At 69.3% G+C, this 18,494-nt stretch carries 12 protein-coding genes; 10 read left to right on the forward strand and 2 right to left on the reverse strand.

Going from position 1 to position 18,494, the window contains the following annotated elements; all coding sequences use genetic code 11:
- Positions 1–11: 11 nt before the first annotated feature.
- Positions 12–839, reverse strand: a complete 828-nt coding sequence (locus ACIBTS_RS42280) for a hypothetical protein (RefSeq protein ID WP_399326312.1) — start codon at positions 837–839, stop codon at positions 12–14.
- A gap of 432 nt (positions 840–1,271) precedes the next feature.
- On the opposite strand from ACIBTS_RS42280, the gene sbcD reads away from it, so the two are divergent.
- From sbcD to ACIBTS_RS42310, 6 genes are all read left to right on the forward strand, one after another.
- Positions 1,272–2,516: an exonuclease subunit SbcD gene (gene sbcD, locus ACIBTS_RS42285; protein WP_399326314.1), complete on the forward strand. Its 1,245-nt coding sequence runs from the start codon at positions 1,272–1,274 to the stop codon at positions 2,514–2,516.
- A complete protein-coding gene (locus tag ACIBTS_RS42290) occupies positions 2,513–2,749 on the forward strand; it encodes an AAA family ATPase (protein ID WP_399326316.1) in 237 nt (78 codons plus the stop codon). Before sbcD ends, ACIBTS_RS42290 begins: the two co-directional genes overlap by 4 nt.
- Positions 2,746–5,958 (forward strand): AAA family ATPase, encoded by a 3,213-nt coding sequence (locus ACIBTS_RS42295; RefSeq protein WP_399326318.1) that lies wholly within the window; start codon positions 2,746–2,748, stop codon positions 5,956–5,958. Before ACIBTS_RS42290 ends, ACIBTS_RS42295 begins: the two co-directional genes overlap by 4 nt.
- A gap of 580 nt (positions 5,959–6,538) precedes the next feature.
- Positions 6,539–8,047 (forward strand): Mu transposase C-terminal domain-containing protein, encoded by a 1,509-nt coding sequence (locus tag ACIBTS_RS42300; RefSeq protein WP_399326359.1) that lies wholly within the window; start codon positions 6,539–6,541, stop codon positions 8,045–8,047.
- A complete protein-coding gene (locus ACIBTS_RS42305; RefSeq protein WP_399326320.1) occupies positions 8,044–8,817 on the forward strand; it encodes an AAA family ATPase in 774 nt (257 codons plus the stop codon). Before ACIBTS_RS42300 ends, ACIBTS_RS42305 begins: the two co-directional genes overlap by 4 nt.
- Before the next feature lie 118 nt (positions 8,818–8,935).
- Positions 8,936–9,985, forward strand: a complete 1,050-nt coding sequence (locus ACIBTS_RS42310; protein ID WP_399326322.1) for a hypothetical protein — start codon at positions 8,936–8,938, stop codon at positions 9,983–9,985.
- A 140-nt stretch (positions 9,986–10,125) separates the two neighbouring features.
- Here the strand turns inward: ACIBTS_RS42310 and ACIBTS_RS42315 are convergent, their stop codons facing one another.
- Positions 10,126–10,683: a putative phosphothreonine lyase domain-containg protein gene (locus ACIBTS_RS42315; protein ID WP_399326324.1), complete on the reverse strand. Its 558-nt coding sequence runs from the start codon at positions 10,681–10,683 to the stop codon at positions 10,126–10,128.
- Positions 10,684–10,742: 59 nt separating this feature from the next.
- On the opposite strand from ACIBTS_RS42315, the gene ACIBTS_RS42320 reads away from it, so the two are divergent.
- From ACIBTS_RS42320 to ACIBTS_RS42335, 4 genes are read left to right on the forward strand one after another with little or no spacing between them, the layout of a single operon-like run.
- Positions 10,743–11,912, forward strand: a complete 1,170-nt coding sequence (locus tag ACIBTS_RS42320) for a hypothetical protein (protein ID WP_399326326.1) — start codon at positions 10,743–10,745, stop codon at positions 11,910–11,912.
- On the forward strand, positions 11,909–15,202 hold the full coding sequence (locus ACIBTS_RS42325; protein WP_399326328.1) for a hypothetical protein: 3,294 nt from the start codon (positions 11,909–11,911) through the stop codon (positions 15,200–15,202). Before ACIBTS_RS42320 ends, ACIBTS_RS42325 begins: the two co-directional genes overlap by 4 nt.
- A complete protein-coding gene (locus ACIBTS_RS42330; protein ID WP_399326330.1) occupies positions 15,202–17,967 on the forward strand; it encodes an RNaseH domain-containing protein in 2,766 nt (921 codons plus the stop codon). The genes ACIBTS_RS42325 and ACIBTS_RS42330 overlap by 1 nt, the downstream gene beginning before the upstream one ends.
- 54 nt (positions 17,968–18,021) lie before the next feature.
- Positions 18,022–18,459 (forward strand): hypothetical protein, encoded by a 438-nt coding sequence (locus ACIBTS_RS42335; protein WP_367881080.1) that lies wholly within the window; start codon positions 18,022–18,024, stop codon positions 18,457–18,459.
- Positions 18,460–18,494: the final 35 nt, after the last annotated feature.

Raw genomic sequence — 18,494 nt, forward strand, 5'->3', positions numbered from 1 at the left:
CAGGGGCGGGCTTACGAAGTACGGCGCAGGCGGGCGGTGTTGCGCAGGATGTTGCCGAAGATCTGCTCCGCGTCGCCGAGTTGCTGGCGTGCGCGCCGGGCTGCTTCGGCGCGGGTGTCGGCGTCGTCGTCGGCGTGGATCTCCAGTTCCGCTGCGGCGGCCCGGCGCAGTGCGGCCAGGTCGAGCGGGCCCCGGGTGGTGTCGCCGTGGATGTTGCGGCTGTAGTGCAGCAGGAGCTGCTGGACGGGCTGCGGCATTCCGGTTTCACCGGCGAGGTGTTCAGCGGCGTCCGCGAGGCGCAGGGCGGAGGTGAGGAAGTGGACGCGCTGGGTGAGTGGTCCCACCAGGCGCTCCTCCAGCGGCCAGGTACTCAGGGCGAGCAGCCCGCGGGCGGGTGAGAGCAGATCGGCGGTCAGCGCGGGGCAGATGTAGTAGGCGCGGCCGTAGGGGGCGGCGCGGAAGGAGCGTTCCTCGTCGCGGCGCAGGGTGGTCAGGCGGGCCGTGTTCAGCGGGCTGGAGAAGAACGCCTGGTGGACCTGGCTGAGCAGTTTCGGCGAGGCGGGGACGGTAAGCAGGGTCAGCGCCTGGTGGACCTGGTCACGTACGGGCACGCCCTGGTTGGGCTCGACAACTGCCAGCGTGGGCTCCGGCCGGACCTCAGGCCGGATCGCTTCCGGGGCGTCATCCAGCCCGCACAGAAGGTTCCAGGCGCGTCGAGTGCGCGTCAGCTCCTCGCTCAGGAGGCCGGCTTGGGCTTTGTCTTGTTGCGTGAGCGCCTGCCGGACCGCCTCCTGCAGCTGTTGCATGCGCTTCTCGAGTGCGACCAGATGCTCGTCCATGCCCGCATGCTAGCAGCCGCTCGGGGCGACCAGTTTTTACCCAGTCTTTTTAGTGGGCCGACGTCTAGTCGGCCTGGTCACGTACGGGGGCATCCCGATGAGGCTCGGTAACCGCTGGCGCGGGCGCCGGCCGGACCGAGCCCGGGACATCACTGAGCCCGACCAAAACGTCCCAGGCATGCTGAGCGCGTGTCAACTCGGCACCCAAAAGGCCAGTTTGGGCACTATCGTGTTGCGCGACTGCCTGCCGGACCGCCTCCTGCAGCTCTTGCATGTGCTTCTCGAGTGCGATCAGATGCTCGTCCATGCCCGGATGCTAGCAGGTACTCGTGAAGCCCAGTTTTACTCCAGGAAATATGGTGTACAGTCCCGGGCTCGTAAGGCACCACCGGTGCCCTCCTACGCCTCGCTTTGAGAAGGGCGCATGAAGGCATGAGCAGACTGCTCCACACCTCCGACTGGCATTTGGGCCACACTCTGTACGAGCATCCACGCGAAGAGGACTTCGACGCCGTCCTGGCCGAGATCGTGGCGATCGCCCAGGAGAGCAAGCCTGATCTGATCGTCCACAGCGGCGATCTGTTCCACTCCTCCCGTCCCACTGTCCGGGACCTGTTCCGCGCCATGCGTACCCTGCGTGAACTGGCCGCCGTCGCCCCCACCGTGGTCGTGGCCGGCAACCACGATTCCCCCACCTACTTCGAGTTCCTCGGCTTCATGAGCGGCCCCTCCTGCGGCCGCGGCCTGTTCTTCGTCGACCGGGTCCGCCCGGCGCGCGAGGGGGGCGTCCTCACCTTCGACGCCAGCGGCGGTGAGGAGCGCATCCGGCTGGCTGTCCTGCCGTTCGTGCACCCGAACCGGTTCTGGCAGCGCTCCTCCGCATCGGGCACGTCGTACGCCGACTACGCCGAGGGGATGCGCAGCCTGCAAGGGGAGCTGAAGGAGGCCTTGTACGAGGGGTACGACCCCGAGCGGGACATCCTGGCGTTCACGGCCCACGTGTTCGTCACCGGAGCCCAGACCTCGCCGAGCGAACGGGCCGTCAGCGATGACTTCGCAACGCCTCCCGAGGACCTTCCGGTGGTGTCGTACGCCGCGCTCGGCCACATCCACCGTCCACAGGCCGTAGAGCCGCTCAAGTTCACCGCCCGCTACGCGGGCAGTCCGCTGCCCATGGACTTCGGCGAAGCCAACGAGACCAAGAGTGTCGTGATCGTCGACGCCGTTCCTGGACGGCCGGTCAGGGCGTTGCCCCGGCGGCTGTCCAGCGGCCGACGGCTGGCCCACTTCACCGGAACCCTCGACGAGCTGAAGGCAGCGGCCGCCCAGTACGACGGGACCTTCCTCAAACCGGTGATCACCGGTGAAGAGCCCGACGGACTACTCAGCCAGAAGATCGCCGACATCGTCCCCCATGCGATCCTCATCAATCCGATCCCGGCACGTCAGGCAGCCGACGGCACCGTCCTGGACGGCGACCCCGGCGACGAGCCGGAACTCCCCGACGCATTCCGGGCCTACCTGGCGAGTAAGGGACTGAACGCAGAGACCGCCGAGTCCACCGTCACCGCGTTCCTCCACCTGCTCAACGAACTCGACGACGAGACGCTGACCCCGGCCCCCGCCGAGGAACTGCTGAGCGCCGCGCTGGAAAACACTTGGACGGAGGCCTCGTGAAACCCTTGCGGCTCACCCTCACAGGAGTACGCAGCCGCCCCGGCGCCTGCACCATCGACGCCACCGACCGGAATCTGCCTGCCATCGCCGGCGCCACCGGGGCGGGCAAGTCCACCATCCTCGAATCGATCATCTTCGCCCTGTACGGGCCGTGCTCGTGGTCCACGGACAACAAGGGTGCCCAGGAGCCGTCGCGCATCGCGCTGGAAGACATCACGACGGAGGCCTCGTGAAACCCTTGCGGCTCACCATCATGGGAGTGCGCAGCTACGCCGGTACCTGCACCATCGACTTCACTGACAAGCGCCTGCTCGCCATCCTGGGCCACACCGGCGTGGGCAAGTCCACCATCCTCGAATCGATCATCTTCGCCCTGTACGGGGCGAGCTCGTGGTCGAAGCGCCCCGAGGCGGCCTATGAGCTGATCAACAAGGGGTGCCCCAGCATGTATGTGGCGTTCGAGTTCTCAGCGAACGGCCGCGAGTGGAGCGTGCGCCGCACCCTGCATACAGACAAGAAGAAGCGGCCGAAGGCCGTGCTCGAGCCCCTGACCGAGGGGGCCGCCGACATGCGCATCGACAACAAGAGCGCAGTCACCGAGGCGGTCACCGAGATCATCGGGCTGGACTACGACGGCTTTGTCAGCACGGTCCTGCTCCGCCAGGGAAGGTTCGACACCCTCCTCAAGGCCCCCGAAGCCGTCCGTGCCGACATCCTGCGGCACATCTTCGGCATCAACGAACTCGAGCGTGTCCGCAAGCTGGCCGGCACGCGACTCAAGCGCCTGAATGCACAGATCAACGAGGCCACCCGGGTCCGCCATCGCCTCCTGCCGGATCCCCAAGCAGCCGCAGCCCAGGCGATGCTGGACGAGGAACGCTACCGGGACATCGCGGTCCGCCGACGCGAACGACTGGATGCTCTGCGTGCTGCCCAGAGCCAGGCCATCGAACACAAGCACCGCAAGACCAGCCTGGACAAGGCTGCGCGGCTGCTGCGTGAGCGCGCTGTTGCGGATGCGAGCATCACCATGGCCACGCTGGAACGGAAGAAGAAGGAACTCGATGCCGAAGCAGCAGAACAGGAGACAACCGGACACGGCCTGAACGCACAATTGGATGCGGCGCAGGCCGCTTTGGACACAGCCGCACAGGCCGGTGACACGGTCCGATCCCTGTCCAGCGCGTTCACTGTCCTGTCCCGCCTGCCGGAGCGTGCAGCCAGCCTGGACACCCTCGCACAACGGCTCGCGCAGGAGCAGCTTCAGCACACCGAGCACGAGCAGGAACATACGCAGGCACGGCAGGAACTGGAGGAGCACGAACAGCGCAGGACGGCCCTCGCCGAATCCGCCGCCCGGGCCGAACGCCTGGTGGGTGAGGCACGTACACGCACCGAGCAAATCCAGGAAGCCGTCCGGACGGCGCTGCAGGAGGCCAACACCGCGGCCGGCCATCTGCAGTCGCAGCGCACGACGCTCGAGACTCTGGAGGAACAGCGCACTCACAGCGCCGCCTGGGCGAGCAAGCTGACAGAGCGGCGCGGCGCGCTGGAAGCAGCCCAGGACGCGCGCGCTGCACTGGAGCGCCGGGAGGCGGCGCATGCGGCAGGCTCCGGTCTGGCGCCCGGGGACGCCTGCACGGTATGTACCCAGCCCGTCCCGAGCGATTTCACTCCTCCGCCGCTGCTGGACAGCAAGGCGCTTAGCCAGGCCAAAAGCAAGATCCGCACGCACGAAAAGGCCGTCACCGCGGCGGTGGAGGCGAAGGCGGAGGCGGTCGCCCAGCTGAAGGGGGCGGAGCGGACGGTCAACAAGCACCGCCGCGAACACCTGGCCGCCCGCGAGCGCATGGACGCGGCGCTGCTCCAGGTACAGGAGCTAACGAACGCGCTCCCCTCAGCTGATGCTCCCGCCACGGCCACTGTCCCGGACACGCTGGACCGGCAGGCCACGGCCCAGGCGTGTGCCCTGGCCGAGGGCGAGCCCACCGGCCGGGCACAGATCACCCGTGCGGTCAAAGCACTGGTCCAGCCGCTGCGCGACGCGGAAGGAGAAGTTCTCGCAGCCCACGCAAGCGCCCAGGCGCAGTTGGGTGCGGCGCAAGCCGAGACCGAGGCAGCCCGGGCCGAGATCAAACGCCAGCGTGGCCGCTTGCAGCGTGAGGGCAAACGACTGGACAAGACCCAGCTGCAGTACGAGACCGAGCGGGCGAGTCTGCTGACGGAGGTCGCCGGCCTCCCTCCCTCCATCCGCCCCACCCAGCCCTCCCCGACAGAACTGCCCTGCCTGCCAGACATCGCCTCCGCGCAGAAGGCAGCCGACCACCGCCTCACACAGCTCGAAGCCACGGCCCAGCAGCGTGACGAAGCCCGGCAGGCGCTCACGCTGCACGGCGAAAGCGTGCAAGCCCTGGACGCACGCCGTCGGCGCAGCGTCGAGACCCCCGCCCGCAATCTCATCAAGCAGCTGCAGCGCTGGGCAGACACCGCCACCGACGCCGCAGACCTCCTCAAGGAGGAGGCATCCCCCACATTGCCTCCCGTCCCGGACGGAAGTGACCTGGCAGTCGTCGACGCCTACTGCACGGCCCTGGCCTCGCTGCATCAGCATCTGACCGGCGCCCTCGGGCAGGATGCACGGCACGCCGCCGGCGAGGTCCGCGCATTCGAGAAGGAGCTCACCCGCCAAGCCGGCGCCACCACCGACGAGACGGACCACAGCCCGGGCTTTGCGGTCCCTGCCAAGAGCGACCTGCTCGCCCCCTCCGTTCTCGACCCACTCAGCCGTAAGACACTCCACGCGGAGGCCGCGCACGACAAGGCCAAAACCGAGCTGCGCACCGCGCAGTCCCAAATCCCCTACGCCGACGCGCTGGAGAACGCCCTCAAGGCCGCCCACCGGCAGGCCGAGGTGTGGGAGAGCGTGAGCGATCAGCTCACCGACGGGAATTTCCTCGCCCATCTCACCAATCAGCGCACCCATTCGCTGCTCCGCCACGGAAGCAGAATCCTCCAGCAGATCTCCACCGGCCAGTACGCATTCACCGAGGACTTCCAGATCGTGGACCTCGCCACCAACCATGCGCGCACCCCGGACACCCTCTCCGGCGGCGAGACCTTCCAGACCTCCCTGGCACTGGCACTGGCGCTCGTCGAACGCCACAACCGCGGTGCTACCAAGCTGGAAAGCCTGTTCCTGGACGAAGGCTTCGGCTCACTGGACAACAGCCACCTGGGCTACGCCCTCGACGTCCTCAGCGGCAGCGTGGCCCGGAACAAGACGGTCACGGTCATCAGCCATCTCTTCCCGGTGGCTGACGCCGTCGACGACGTCCTGTTCGTCGAAAAAACCGACCAGGGTTCCACAGCCTCCTGGCTCACACCGCAACAGCGCACCGAGCTCATCCACGACGGGATCCGGCGCATGCTGGAAAACACCTGAGCAGAACCGGGCCGGCCGACAAACGCCGAGGGGCTCGTCTCCACACTTCCGTGCAGCCCGTTCGGGCACCGGTGACTCCCCCTGCGGTGACCGGCGGACCCAGCACTTCCTTCCCGGCGCATCAGGGCGCGCCAGCATGACGGCGGCCTGCGGCAACAAAGCACAAGGCCCAGAGCCGACCGCGGCCGTCCCCAAGGACGCCGCACCAGGACGGCCAGTGCCAGGTCGTCCCCCACGTCCCGGCGTGAGAGTGCTCCACCAGCGTGCCATCAAGGAGCAGCTCTCCCTCCTCCTGGCGCAGTCCTGATGCTCGCATCCGGTACAAGCTCAATGCTCCGCCATGCCGGTCTCCCCTGGCATGGCGCCGCGTCACGGCCCTGACAGCGGCCGCGGACCTGCCGCGCCGTCCTCCCCCGGGGCGCCGCCAACGCCCAAGAGGCGCAGGGCACTTCTGACCCATTCCAAGATCCACATCTATGTAAGGAGCAGTGGCATGAGCGACCCGCCTGCCGGCATGCATGGCGCCGGCAAACCGGTTTTCACCGCCCGCTCGGGACGGCTGGCCGCGGTACCGCGGTTGATGAGCCTGGACCAGAGCGGCGAGTTGACCAGCGCGCACGTGAAGTTGGTCGCCACGGCTGTGGGACGGTCGGAGCGGGCGGTGTGGCGGTGGGTCGCCAAGGCGCGCGCCACCGGCCGCATCGACACGGCGTGCCGGGCACGGTTCAGCGTCACCCCGGAGCTGCGGCGGCTGCTGGTGCTGTGGGGAGGCAACGCCTCCGCCGTGCACCGTGAGCTGCAGCAGCGGGCCCTGGCCGATCCCCAACTGCCTGCGGTCCCGTCGTTGTCGACGATCCACCGGGCGCTGCGGCGGGACCTGACGCCCGGGGAGCGGGCCGGGCTCGCCAAGGGGGAGGCCGCCAGGCGTGCCTTCGATGTGTTCGGGCAGCGCCCGGTCACGCACCGCAACGCGGCCTGGGAAGGCGACCACAAGTGCGTGCCCGTGCGGGTGCTGCTCGAGGACCAGCTCGTGCAGCCCTGGGTGACCTGGTTCATCGACTGCGCCAAGAAAGTCATCATGGGGATGGCCGTGACGCCCCACGCTCCCAGCGCGGACGCGGTGCTGGCGGCCCTGCGGATGGCCTTGGACCGCTCCGAGCCCTTCGGCCCGGCCGGCGGCCTGCCCGGCCTGATCCGGGTGGACCGCGGCAAAGAGTTCTTGTGTAGCACCGTGGCTTCTGCCCTGGGCGCCTTCGCCGTGCCCGTCGTCGACCTTCCCGCCTACAGCCCGCATCTGAAGGGCACCATCGAGGCCCTCAACGGCGCGGTCGAGGAGATGCTGTTCGTCTCCATGCCGCGCTATGTCCACCGGCAGACGCTGACCGGCGGCCGCACCCCGGATCCGGACGAGCCCGCGCTCTCCTTCGAGGCGTTCGTGGAGCTGCTGCTGAAGTGGGTGCACTGGTGGAACACCGAGCACCGGCCCAGGGCGCTGGGCGGCCGTACCCCGATGGAGGCGTGGCGCTGCGACCCCACTCCCCTGCAGGACGTGCCCGCCGAACAGCTGGCCCATTTCGGGCTCGAGGACGACGGACGCGCCCGCACCATCACCACGCAGGGCGTGCGGTGGCGCAACCGCCACTACATCGCCCCCTGGATGGTGGGCCAGGCCGGCATCCAGGTCGTGGTGCGCCACCTGCCCCACCACGACACCACCATCGAGGTCTTCGACCTCAACGGCGCGCACCTGGGCAGCGCCGTTCTGGCCGAGGCCGCCAGCGAGGAGCAGGTCCGCAAGGTCCGCACCGCCCGCACCGCCAAGGCGCGGCGGCTGCGCGCGGACATGAAAGCCGCCGCTCGGCTGCGCCGCGAGCGCTTCGAAGCCGTCACCACAGCCACCCCGCCCGAGCGTCTGGGCTCGCTGACCGAGGCGGAGGCCGAGGCAGAGCTCTCCGAATCGGCCACCACGGACCTGCGGCGGGCCAATCCCGACTATGTCCCGCACCAGCCCGTCCCGGACGAGTGGGCACGCCCGATCCTCCCGGCCGCCGATGAGCCGGAAGACAAAACTCCTGAGGAGGACGTGTGAACTGCGACATGGACTACGGCAGGCTGCCCGCAGAGAAGGAGGACCACTTCCACCGCCTCGATGCACATCTGGTGGCCACCGACACGCTCATGACGACACTGGACGACGTCCAGGCGACGATCGACGACAGGGGCATGATGGTCGCCTATGGAGCGGCCGGATACGGCAAGACGATGTCGGTGAACTCGGCGCTGCGCAAGGTCGCCCCCGACATCACCTACCGCTTGGAGCTGCGCTCGGGGCCGACGCCCCGGGACATCCGCCACGGACTGTTCCACGCCCTGCAGCTGCCCGGGGAACCGCCGACCCGGCCGATCGAATTCGACACCCTCCTGAAGGAGGCGCTGTCCCAGACGTTCCGCGTGCTGGTGTGCGACGAGGCCCAGTGGATGGGCCGCAGCTCGTTCGAGTACTGGCGCCACCTGTGGGACGACCGCAAAACCGATATCGCGGTGATCTTCGCCGGCGGCGACAACTGCTACAAGGTCCTCAAGCGTGAACCGATGCTGGCGTCACGGATCTTCATCTGGCAGAAGTTCACGCGCATGCCCGAGTCCGAGGTCCTCGCCACGCTCCCAGCATTCCACTCCCTGTGGGCCCGGGTCGACCCGCAGATGATCCGCAACATCGACCGGGCCGCGGCACACGGCAACTTCCGCAACTGGACCACCATCACCAAACACACGCTCAACGGCATGAAGAAGAAGGGACTGACCGAGGTCACGCAGGACCTCATCAACTGGGTGTACAGCAAGCTGGGCGGCATGTAGCAGCGGCCGCACAAGGGGCGGCGGCCCGGCGTACGGGCCGCCGACAACCTGGTGCGCCGGGCAGACGAGCCTGGTGTCTGCACATCCTGGGCGGCTGCGAGGCCGGGAGGGAGCGGCGGTGGCGCTGGCTTATGGCGATGTGACGGTCGTGGTGGACGAGCGGGACGACCTGTTCTACACACGGGCGGCGCTGCAGGCCCACCGGCCCGGGGAAGGACGCATCACCGTGCAGCCGACACCCGCCAACGGCAGCCCGGCCGCGCTGGCGCACGACATGCTTTATGCGCTGGGCAAGCGGCTGGCTCCCGGGCCCCACTCCCCCGATGTGTGGCTGGACTCGGTGAACTCGGCCTGGCTCGCCGCGGCTGCCTGGGGTGTCGCGACCGGGGTGCGGCACGTTGTGGTCACTCGGGCCCATCTGCTGACCACCCGGCGCATCGACCAGTTGCTCGCCTGGCGCGAGTTGACGGGAGCTCAGCTGACCCTGCTGTGGCAAAAGCCCCCGCGCGGGCTGCCGCTGGCGCTGGCCCGCGTGGAGTGCCGTATCAGCGGCCGGGACCAGTTCGAAACGCTCCTCGCCGAGCCGGGACCGATACCCGCGCGCCCGTCCTTCCCTCCTGCTGCGCCGGCGATGCCGGTGCCGGGACCGGCGGCGCTGGCGGTGGCTGCGGGGCGGTCATCACCCGCCCGGCCGCCGCGGGGGACCGGGGCGGCGGTGAGGCCCGGGCGGCCGGCTCACCCTTGCATCGGTGCGTTGGCGACGGCGCAGCTGGTCCAGGCTGCCCCTGCCATCGAGATCCCGTCCGAGGAGGCCGCCGCTCTGGCCGCTCTCGCGCACCCGCTCATCGCCGCAGCGTTGAGTGTGCTGGCCTTCACCCGGGCTGGCCTGGGCAGCCTGCGCTTCACCCGCGACCTCGACATCGCCGGCGACGTCTGCGCCATCAAGCTCCACGGGGTGGGCCATCGGTCCTGTCCTTTGCACGCTGTGCCTGCCTGGGCGCGCCCGCTGTTGGCCGGCGCCCGTGCCCACCATCGTCTGACGACCCACTCGTCCGGGGACGGCGTGTTCGCCCCCGTGATGCTGGCTGAGGCTCGGCATCTGCGTGCGCACGCCGGACGCCTGCCCCGGCTCGGCCTGACCCTGCCCGCCGGCGCTCTTGTCCCGTGAGCTGTGCGTGGCGAAACACCTGCCCTGTGCACCGGGGAAACGGCAGCGCTGCTGCACGTGATGTCGGATGTTTCGCCCGTTCTGTGGCCGGGCTTCGCAGCGACGCCTGTTCTCTCAGCACGTAAGCACAGGCAGCCTGCTCAGGTGCGCTTCGGCACGGGGGCCTTCCTGCGCGCCGCGGCAGTCCTGCGGGCCTGGGCGCGCGCAGCGTGCTGATGCTCGAGTGCTTCACGGGTGCGCTTGGGGATGATCAGTTTCATCTTGGTGGCGGGCGCTACGAAGGTGCTGGCGCCGGTGCCGTAGCGGCCGTTGCGGGTGTCGCTGTCGGTCTTGTAGAGCAGGACGTCGACGATGCCGAGGGTCCGCAGGCTGGTCAGGACGCGTTGGACGTCGTCGATGTTGCGCCAGTCTGGGGTGTAGACGCAGATGGGACGGCGGGTGTCGTCGCTTTTGGTGCGGGTGTTGATGAGCGTGGCCGCCTTGCTGCGGAAGCCGAGAAGGCCGTCTTCGGTTGCGGTGCGGATCGTGGTCCAGGAGCGGTCGAGGAGGCTGAGCGGGGTGAACCAGAGCCACTTGCCGCTCCAGGGATGGTCGTCCTCGGTCAGGGGGGTGTCCGGGGCGGCGGCCCATAGCCAGTGCTCGGTGGTTTCGCGTGATGGGGCGTCCTGCTGGGCCGTTGGGGCGGTCTTGACGATCACGATCGGCACTGTATGCGAAGTTCATTAATTTTTTTGCTTATTTACCCGTTATGGGTCTTGTGGAACGGAACTCCCTCCGGTGGCGCCGTGATCTGGCGCTGACCGCGTGCTGCGCTGCCGCTGTCGCGGAAGCGGACCGAAGCGGCGATCCGGGCCAGCGAGCCGCCCGCCTCATCGACTGCCTGGGCGTTCTGCGCTCGGCACACGGCGCCGGCGCAGCCGCCGCCTTGGATATGCGCGCGCTGCGGCGCGGATTGCGCCACGGGCTCGCGCCCCTCCTGCCCGCCTGCGGCGAGGACGGTGATCCGCTCGGCGAGATGAGGCTGCTGGACCAGGACGGTCTGCTGCGTGACGCCGTGGAGGACCTGGGCCGCGAACACCTCGTGCCTCAGCAGGCGTTGATGGAGTACTGGCCCTGGGCGCGCTTGCGTGCCGAGCAGGAGGAGCAGCAGCTGTACGCGGAGATCCGGCGGCTCCCGCCGGACGACTACGCGAGGGTGCGCGAGCTGCTGGCGAGTGATCCGGTGGCGGAGCAGGGCGTGCTGTGGGAGAAGTGGGGCGGGCTGTGGGGGCGGTTCGGGTTCTTCGAGCCGGTCTCGTCCTGGCCGTGGTGCAACGCGGCGGGCTGGTGCTTCCCGTGTCCTGTCTGTGCCTGGCCGATGCGCGCGCAGCCTGCCGGGCAGGGGGTCTTCGCCGTGGCGTGCGACGCCCATCTACTGGAGGGGGTGCAGTACACCTACCGCCAGGTGCGCGGCAGCAGTGGCCCTCCGGTCCTGGAGGGCGGCGGGGCTTCAGCCGGTCGAGTGGAGGGCTTTCCCGCTGCCGGCGACTATTTGGCGGTCTCCCGGACGGTGTGGCGGTATATGACCCTGCCGGGACGCATGGAATTCGCGATCCGGGACGCGGTGACGGGCATCGCCGGTCTCGACGTCCTCATGTACCCCGGCGGTGACCGCTACGACCTGCGCATCACGGCCGCCGAGCCGCTGGTGGCCAAAGAGTGGCGGGTGGATGCGAAGGCGTGGCGATCTTTCGGGGCCCTGGCCGATGCCCTGCTGGAGCGTCCCGTGCTGGGCACAGCGGTGCCGCTGACGATCGTGGTCCCGCACCGGCAGCGGTCCGACCTTCCGCTGCTGCAGGCGCGTCTTGCCGGGCGGCGGGACCTGGAAGTGATGACCGACAAGGACTTCGTCGCCGAGGTTCTTCGCTGGTGCCGGGGTGAGTGGTGACGAGCGGCGATGTCCGTGAGGCGTTGCAGCGTTGCGCCATCGCGGCGTATCTCGCCCTGTCCGAGCAGTACTTCGCATTCGAGACCGTCGATGGCCGCCGCGGTGTGCCGCTGGACTTCGCGCAGATGTTCGCCGCCCGGCGCACCGATGCATGGGGACGGTGGCTGTCGCTGCCGCGCGCCGAGTACGAGCTGGTGGGCCGGCTGTGGCAGGCGCTCAAGCAGGAGGGGGACCTGGCGCAGCCGGACACGTTCCGCGAGGCGGTTATGGAGTACGCGGTGGCTCCCTCTGCGCTGTTCCGGATTCCGGGGGAATCGAACGCAGACGAAACCCACTGGTTGGTGGCCTGCCACGCGCAAGAGCCCCTCGCCCTGGCCGAGCATCTCATCGAGGAGGCCGAGGAGTACCGGGCCATGCTCCAGAGGGTGCTGCCGACGGCCGGTGAGGGACTGTGGGCCTTCGGCCGGGACCGTCTGTACACGGTGGAGATTCCTGCCAGCGAGAAGGATGCGTTCGTGGCCCCGGTCCGGTTGCGCACCGAGCCGTTCCTTGAGGAGGTGAGGCTGCCGCGGGAAGCGGTGATGGACCGCGTGGTGGGCCAGGCAACCGCCAAGCCAGGGAAGTTCGGGTGGAAACCCGGTCTGCTTCAGGGGTTCTTCGACCGGCTCACCAACGCGTACGGGCGCACGGCGGCAGAGTTGCGGCTGCCCGCGGGGCCGATGACGCTGCTGAATGCGCCCACCGGGGTGGGCAAGAGCGTGCTGATGCGGGATGCGGCGCATTTGCTGGCCGCCGGTGGCCAGGGCCCGGTCCTCATCGTGGTGGGCCGCATCCGTGAAGGACTGGGGACCGCCGAGCAGTTGGCCGCGGAGGATGGGCTGGTCGAGGAGACGGCCGCCGCTGTACGGGAGGCTGCCGAGCGGGCGGGCAAGGCGCTGCGGGTGGTGGCGTGGGTGGCGTCCTCACGCCACGATGACCAGGCCGCGCTCGCATTCGCCCAGGGACGCGAGGACCGCTTCGAGCGGTTCGCCGGCGGCTGCGAGATGACCGGCTGGCAGGTGGACGGCCCGCGGCTGGACCGCACCAGGCTCCCCTGCGCCCAGCTGGAGTGGGTTGATGGTCCCGCCGAGCCGGAGCACGCCAGCAAGCACCTGTGCCCGCGCATGGGCATCTGCCGGCGTTTCGAGCACATCCGGCAGGCCGCCGAGGCCGACATCATCGTCACCAACCACCACAACCTGATCCGTGGACGCTGCAAGGTGCCCGTCGAGGTGGACGGGGAGCGGATCGTCCATGACATGAGCGTGCTGGAGTTCGTGCTGCGGCGCTGCCGCGTCGTCATCATCGACGAGGTCGACGCCTTCCAGTCGACCTGGTGCACGCAGGGAGCGCAGGAGTTCACCCTCATCAGCCGCGGCCGGGGCCACGCGGGGCGGCTGGAAGAGGTCGACCGGCACCGAGGCGGCCTGTCGGCGCTGGAGAACCTGCTGGTGACCGGCCCGTTGATGGAGGCGCGCCGGCTCAGCGAGACCTTCCTGGACAACGTCTTGACCGGGCACCTCTACCTGGACTCCGAACAAGAGCGCCGCAATCGCCCGGGCTCCGGCTGGTACATGGTGGGCAAGAAGGATGCTGAGCTGTGCCGCCTTTTGACCGGCGCCTTGGAGGACGCCGAGATCACTGAAGCAGTGCACCATGCCTACCTGGCCCTCTTCCCAGGCGAGCGGTCCGGCGCCGAGCTGCCGGCGGGCTGGCAGCCGCTCGCCGATCAGATCCGCCAGGCCCTGGCCGGCAAGATCAAAGGAACCCGCCGCAGCAGAAAGCTCGCGGTCTTCAAGGACTCCATCGCCCGCATCCTGGCCGACGCGCCGTTCAACGTGCCCGCCTCCAAACGCGCCGCTGTGGTCAACGATCTCCTCGTGCGGGCCTGGCTCGGTGCGCTGCACAACGAGCTCCACACCCTGAAGTGGTCGATCCTGCCGCTGCTCGGGCAGCTGAACGCGGCCACCGACCTGGTCTCCACCATGGGGCTGCTCCCCCGCGACGAGCCGATTCCCTACGGGCCGCTCGGGCAGAACCTGTATGGATTCAAGCTCGACAAGAACGCCAGCGGCACCGGCCGCCTCTCGCTGCAGTCCCTGGGCGGCGACCCGCACACCTCCACCGTCCGTCTCGGCGACACCGTCGCGCTGGCCACCGCCGGGCTGCGGCGCAGCGTCCTGGGCCTGTCCGCCACCTCGTTCTTCCCCAAGGCCGCCCTGCAGCACGTGCACACCCTGCCCGCCTACGTGATGACCGACGCCGCCCCGGGCGCGGTCACCGCCCACGCCGGGAGCGTGTCGTCCACTGATCTGGGCTGGCAGCCCATCTCGATCGGCGGCGTGGAGGAAAAACGCAAGCCCTCCGAGCTGCGCAAGCTCGCCGAACGGCTGTGGCACACCCAGATGTCGTCACACCTGGAGAAGGTCGCCCGCAACGACCCGCGGCGGGAGCTGGCGCTGCTGGCCGGGAACTCCTATTTCCATGCGGCGGTGATGGCCGCCGGGATCGCGGCCGCGTGCGGCCGCCCCGAATGGGTCGCGGTCCTCGTCAGCAGCAACCAGACCTCCTCCGGGAAGGGGGTGCATCTGCCCGAGGGCGTGGTGCGGGTGACCATCGATGAACTCGAGGACCTGCCCGCCATCCATCCACGGGTGAAGGTGATCTGCGCGCCGCTGTCGGTGGTCTCGCGCGGCCTGAACATCCTCATCCCCCACACTGACCGCTCGGCGCTCGCCTCGGTGTGGGTGGGCGTGCGCCCCCTCACGCACCTGCACGAGCCGGCCGTCATGTACGCGAGCATCAACGCCTGCGGCATCGCCGCCGGCACCGTCAGCGCCGATCCCGCCGGCATGCTCGCCTCCCAGCGCACCGCAGCCGTCCGCCAGCGGGAGTTGCTGCTGCGCACCGACCCGCGGTTTTCCCGCATGCCGAAGTTCCTCAAGACCGAGATCCTGGCGGGCATCCTCGTCGAACTCATCCAGCTGGCCGGACGAGCGCGCCGCGGCGGCACCCCCGTCGAGCTCTACCTGGTCGACCACGCCTTCTTCAACCAGCAGTTGGGCTGCGACTTCCCCCGGCTGCTGCGCTCCTACTACGGCCAGCTGGACGCTGACGAGCAGGACATTCTGCGCCGCGTCTACGGCTCCACCCTCACCGCCTGGCTCGACCTCGCCCACAGCGAGGACCTGCTGCCGAACCCCGTCACCCTCATCCCCGCCCCCACCCCGGATGCCCAAGGACCCCAGTGATGCCGTCGAATGACACCCGCATGTCCATGCTGGCCGCGCCGTTGACCAGCTCGTTGATGGGCACCGTGTGGCTGTACCGGCTCCCCGAGAAGATCGAGCCCGAGTGGAAGAAACTGCGTGCCATCTACCACGGCAAGACCGGCTCGAAGGCCAACCTGCCCTATGCCGGGCTGCTGATGGTGCTGCGCGCCAGCGGCGCCACCAGCGCATCGCTGTATCCCACCAGCAAGAGCAAGCCGCCGCAGTTCCTTGCCCTGTCCAAGAAGCTGACACCGGCCCACCTGCGGGCCGTGGTCGCGCTGTGGGAGCAGGCCCTGCTGCAGACACCCCCGAACGAGATCTCCCTGGCCCACCCCAGTGACCTCGCCGACCTGTTCGCCTCGGTGGAGCCCGAGCAGGTGGCGGTGTGGGACCACGTCCGCCTCGGACCGCACGCGGTGGACGCGGACGGCTGGGTGTGGGACGCGGCCAGCTGGAACCTCGCCTCCCTGCTGGCCCGGACCGACCTGACGGCGGACGGCCGCACCATCCCGCTTCGCCCGGACACCGAGAACAACATGATGGTCTGGGACACCGAACACCTCTGGTCCAGCACCTGGCTCGAGGCCCGACCCGCCAAGGAGAAGACGGGCGAGGCCGGGGCAGACGAGGCGGCCACGGAGGCGGAGGAGTGGAAGGTCAGGCGCCACTACGCCGCGCTGCGTGTGGAAGTGGCGATGAAGTCGCTGCACTCCCTTCCCGTTCCGCTCGTGGTCATGACCCCACGCGTGTCGAGACTGAGCAATCAGATCAACGGCGCCCGCACCGCCTGGTGGGCGCCCCGCTCCCCCAGCGCCCCGCTGCTGCGTGTGAACCTGGGCGGCACGGGCAAGTACACCCACCTTGAGCACACCAGCCGCCTGGCCCTGAACGCCTGGGTCCGGCTGATGGACGACCCGGTTTTCCCGCGCAGTGCTGACGACACCGAGTTCCTTCCCGTCAGCGCCCTGGACCTGTCCGGCAAGCCAGGCAACTTCCGCGCGCTGATCCCTTTCTCGAAGTCGTTCCCCATCGGCAAGGGCGTCGGCCTGCACACCATCACCGCCCTCGCCGAGCACCTGTCCACCGTCACCGGGCAGGACCTCGTCCACGGCCGGCAGGTCGCCAAAGTCCTCTCGGTGGGGGCCCGCAAGACCGAGTACGGCCGCGATGCCACCCTCCTCGACGACGCCAGCCTCACCGACATCCTGGCCGCCGCCGGCTGCTCCAAGCTGCGCGTCCTGGCCCTGTACCAGCACCAGGACATGCGCACCCGCATGCAGCGCCTGCTGGCCTACCACTTCAACCAGCCCCACCTCGCCGACGGCATGGCCGACGATAAAATCATTCAACTCGGCTGCCACACCGAGGTATTGCTGCACCGGGCCCCTGAGCTGCTGTCCCACGGCAGCCACCACGACCGGCGCGGCGCACTCACCGACGCCCTGCCCGGACTCGAAGCCCCCGACACCGGGGTCCTGGCCCTGGTCGAGACCGAGTACGACGCCAAAGACTGGGGCCGCAAGCGGCGCGCCGCCCGCCGCGGGGAAGACGGTGCCGTCGACCCGTACACGCTCGATGCCAAGCCGGAGGTCTCCCGCCACCTCGCACGTCACGGCGTCCTCGCCCAGTTCCTCACCCCCGAAACCAAAAAGCGGCGCTCGAAGAAGAAGGAACGCGAGGCCCAATCCCCGCTCGAGGCCCTCGGCATGGAGCTCGCCGCGGACTTCCCCGGCCACCACGCCATCGGCGACATGCTGCGCTCCGCCGGCCTGGTCCATCCCCGCCTGACCCGCGCCATCTCCACGGGAAAGGGGATCAAGGACCGCGTCGCCCACCTCGGCCTGCACATGCGCGCCCAACTCGGCGAGAAGCACACCAACCGCACCGAGGAACCGAAACTCATGTGGGTCCTCACCGCGTTCGTGCCGGTCGGCGAGCAGTGGAAGGCCCTCGCCTACCTTCCCGCCGGCCGAGGCGGCCACGGCGGCTGGTTCAACTACGCCCGCGCCCAGGGCCTGTCCCGCAGCAGGCCCATCCCCGAGGGCAGCCGCGGCGACGACACTCTGCCCCGCCGCATCGACCACGCCCTGTACGAACTCAGCCGGCACCTCGAGTGCGGCTACGTCCTCTACGTCTCCGGCGACTCCACCCGCCCCGTCTGGCCACTGCTGTCGAACAAGAACGCCGACCTGCTCCCCGACCACGACGGCCTGGCCAACGGCAGGCCCGCCCTGCCCGGAGCCACCCTTACGCCCGAACACCGGCCGCGCGCCGTCATCCGCACCACCTCCAGCGCCGACCCCAGCATCCCCCTGCCCGCGCTCTTCCACGAGATCGACGAGAGCGGCACCACGAGCGACGGCGACAAGACCAGCAACGCGCTGTTCCAGCTCGACGGCACCGACACCACGTTCATCATGAGCCGCCGCCCCCACCAGATGGACGGCAAGACCCCCTCAGCCAAGTCCGGTCGCAGCCAGGGGCGTTGGCTGTGTGACGATCAGGAGCAGCAGGCCGAGACCTGGCACAACCTCACCGCCACCGAGATCGCCGTCATCCAGTATCCCGCCGAGGACGAAGCCCTCCCCTACGCCCTGACCGCAGCGCGGCTGTGCAACCACGCCCTGGCCTGGGAACACCGCACCCGGCATCCCCTGCCCGTCCACGCCGGCATCCAGATGGACAAAAACCACCCCGAGTACCGGCGCACCGTCGACTGGGACAACGACGACGCCACCGGATGACCGCCAAAAGCGATGCATGCGCGCGGTCACCGGTGGCACTGGCGCAGCGGGCCCATGGGGCTGATGCTCTTCGTCCTGGTGTCGGCTGGAAGTGGCAAAGGAGACATCCTCGGCCACGACATCCGCATCGGTCACCGCGGCATGCGCCCCGGCCTCGGCTTCGGCAGCGGCTGCCTCCCCAAGGACATCCGCGGCTTCATGGTCTCCGCCAGTGAGCTCGGCGTCGGCCAGGCCCTGACGATCCTCGGCGAGGTCGACGCCATCAACAACCGGCGCCGCGAGCGCATCATCGACCTCGCCCGCGAACAGATGGGCGGCGACCTCGCCAGCAAGCGGATCACTGTCTGGGGCGCCGCCTGCCCCTGGCCGCCCTGGCGACCCGATCCGCTTCGGTACCGCTCATGGTCGTCCGGGTCGCGAAGCCGGGTCTCGGGATCCAGGACCTCGCCGGGGCGCGCCAGCACGGTCTGGTACGGCGAGAACGGCAGCTAGCACCTGGGGCTGTTACAACGCGGGCGATGCGGCGA

It is taken from the genome of Streptomyces sp. NPDC050121 (assembly GCF_044460385.1).
Taxonomy (GTDB): Bacteria; Actinomycetota; Actinomycetes; order Streptomycetales; family Streptomycetaceae; genus Streptomyces; species Streptomyces soliscabiei.

What these genes read in the sequence shown, in the direction of transcription:
- ACIBTS_RS42280 (WP_399326312.1), bottom strand. Translation starts at nt 839, where the DNA reads ATGGACGAGCATCTGGTCGCACTCGAGAAGCGCATGCAACAGCTGCAG.
- sbcD (WP_399326314.1), top strand. Translation starts at nt 1,272, where the DNA reads ATGAGCAGACTGCTCCACACCTCCGACTGGCATTTGGGCCACACTCTG.
- ACIBTS_RS42300 (WP_399326359.1), top strand. Translation starts at nt 6,539, where the DNA reads ATGAGCCTGGACCAGAGCGGCGAGTTGACCAGCGCGCACGTGAAGTTG.
- ACIBTS_RS42330 (WP_399326330.1), top strand. Translation starts at nt 15,202, where the DNA reads ATGCCGTCGAATGACACCCGCATGTCCATGCTGGCCGCGCCGTTGACC.
- ACIBTS_RS42335 (WP_367881080.1), top strand. Translation starts at nt 18,022, where the DNA reads ATGGGGCTGATGCTCTTCGTCCTGGTGTCGGCTGGAAGTGGCAAAGGA.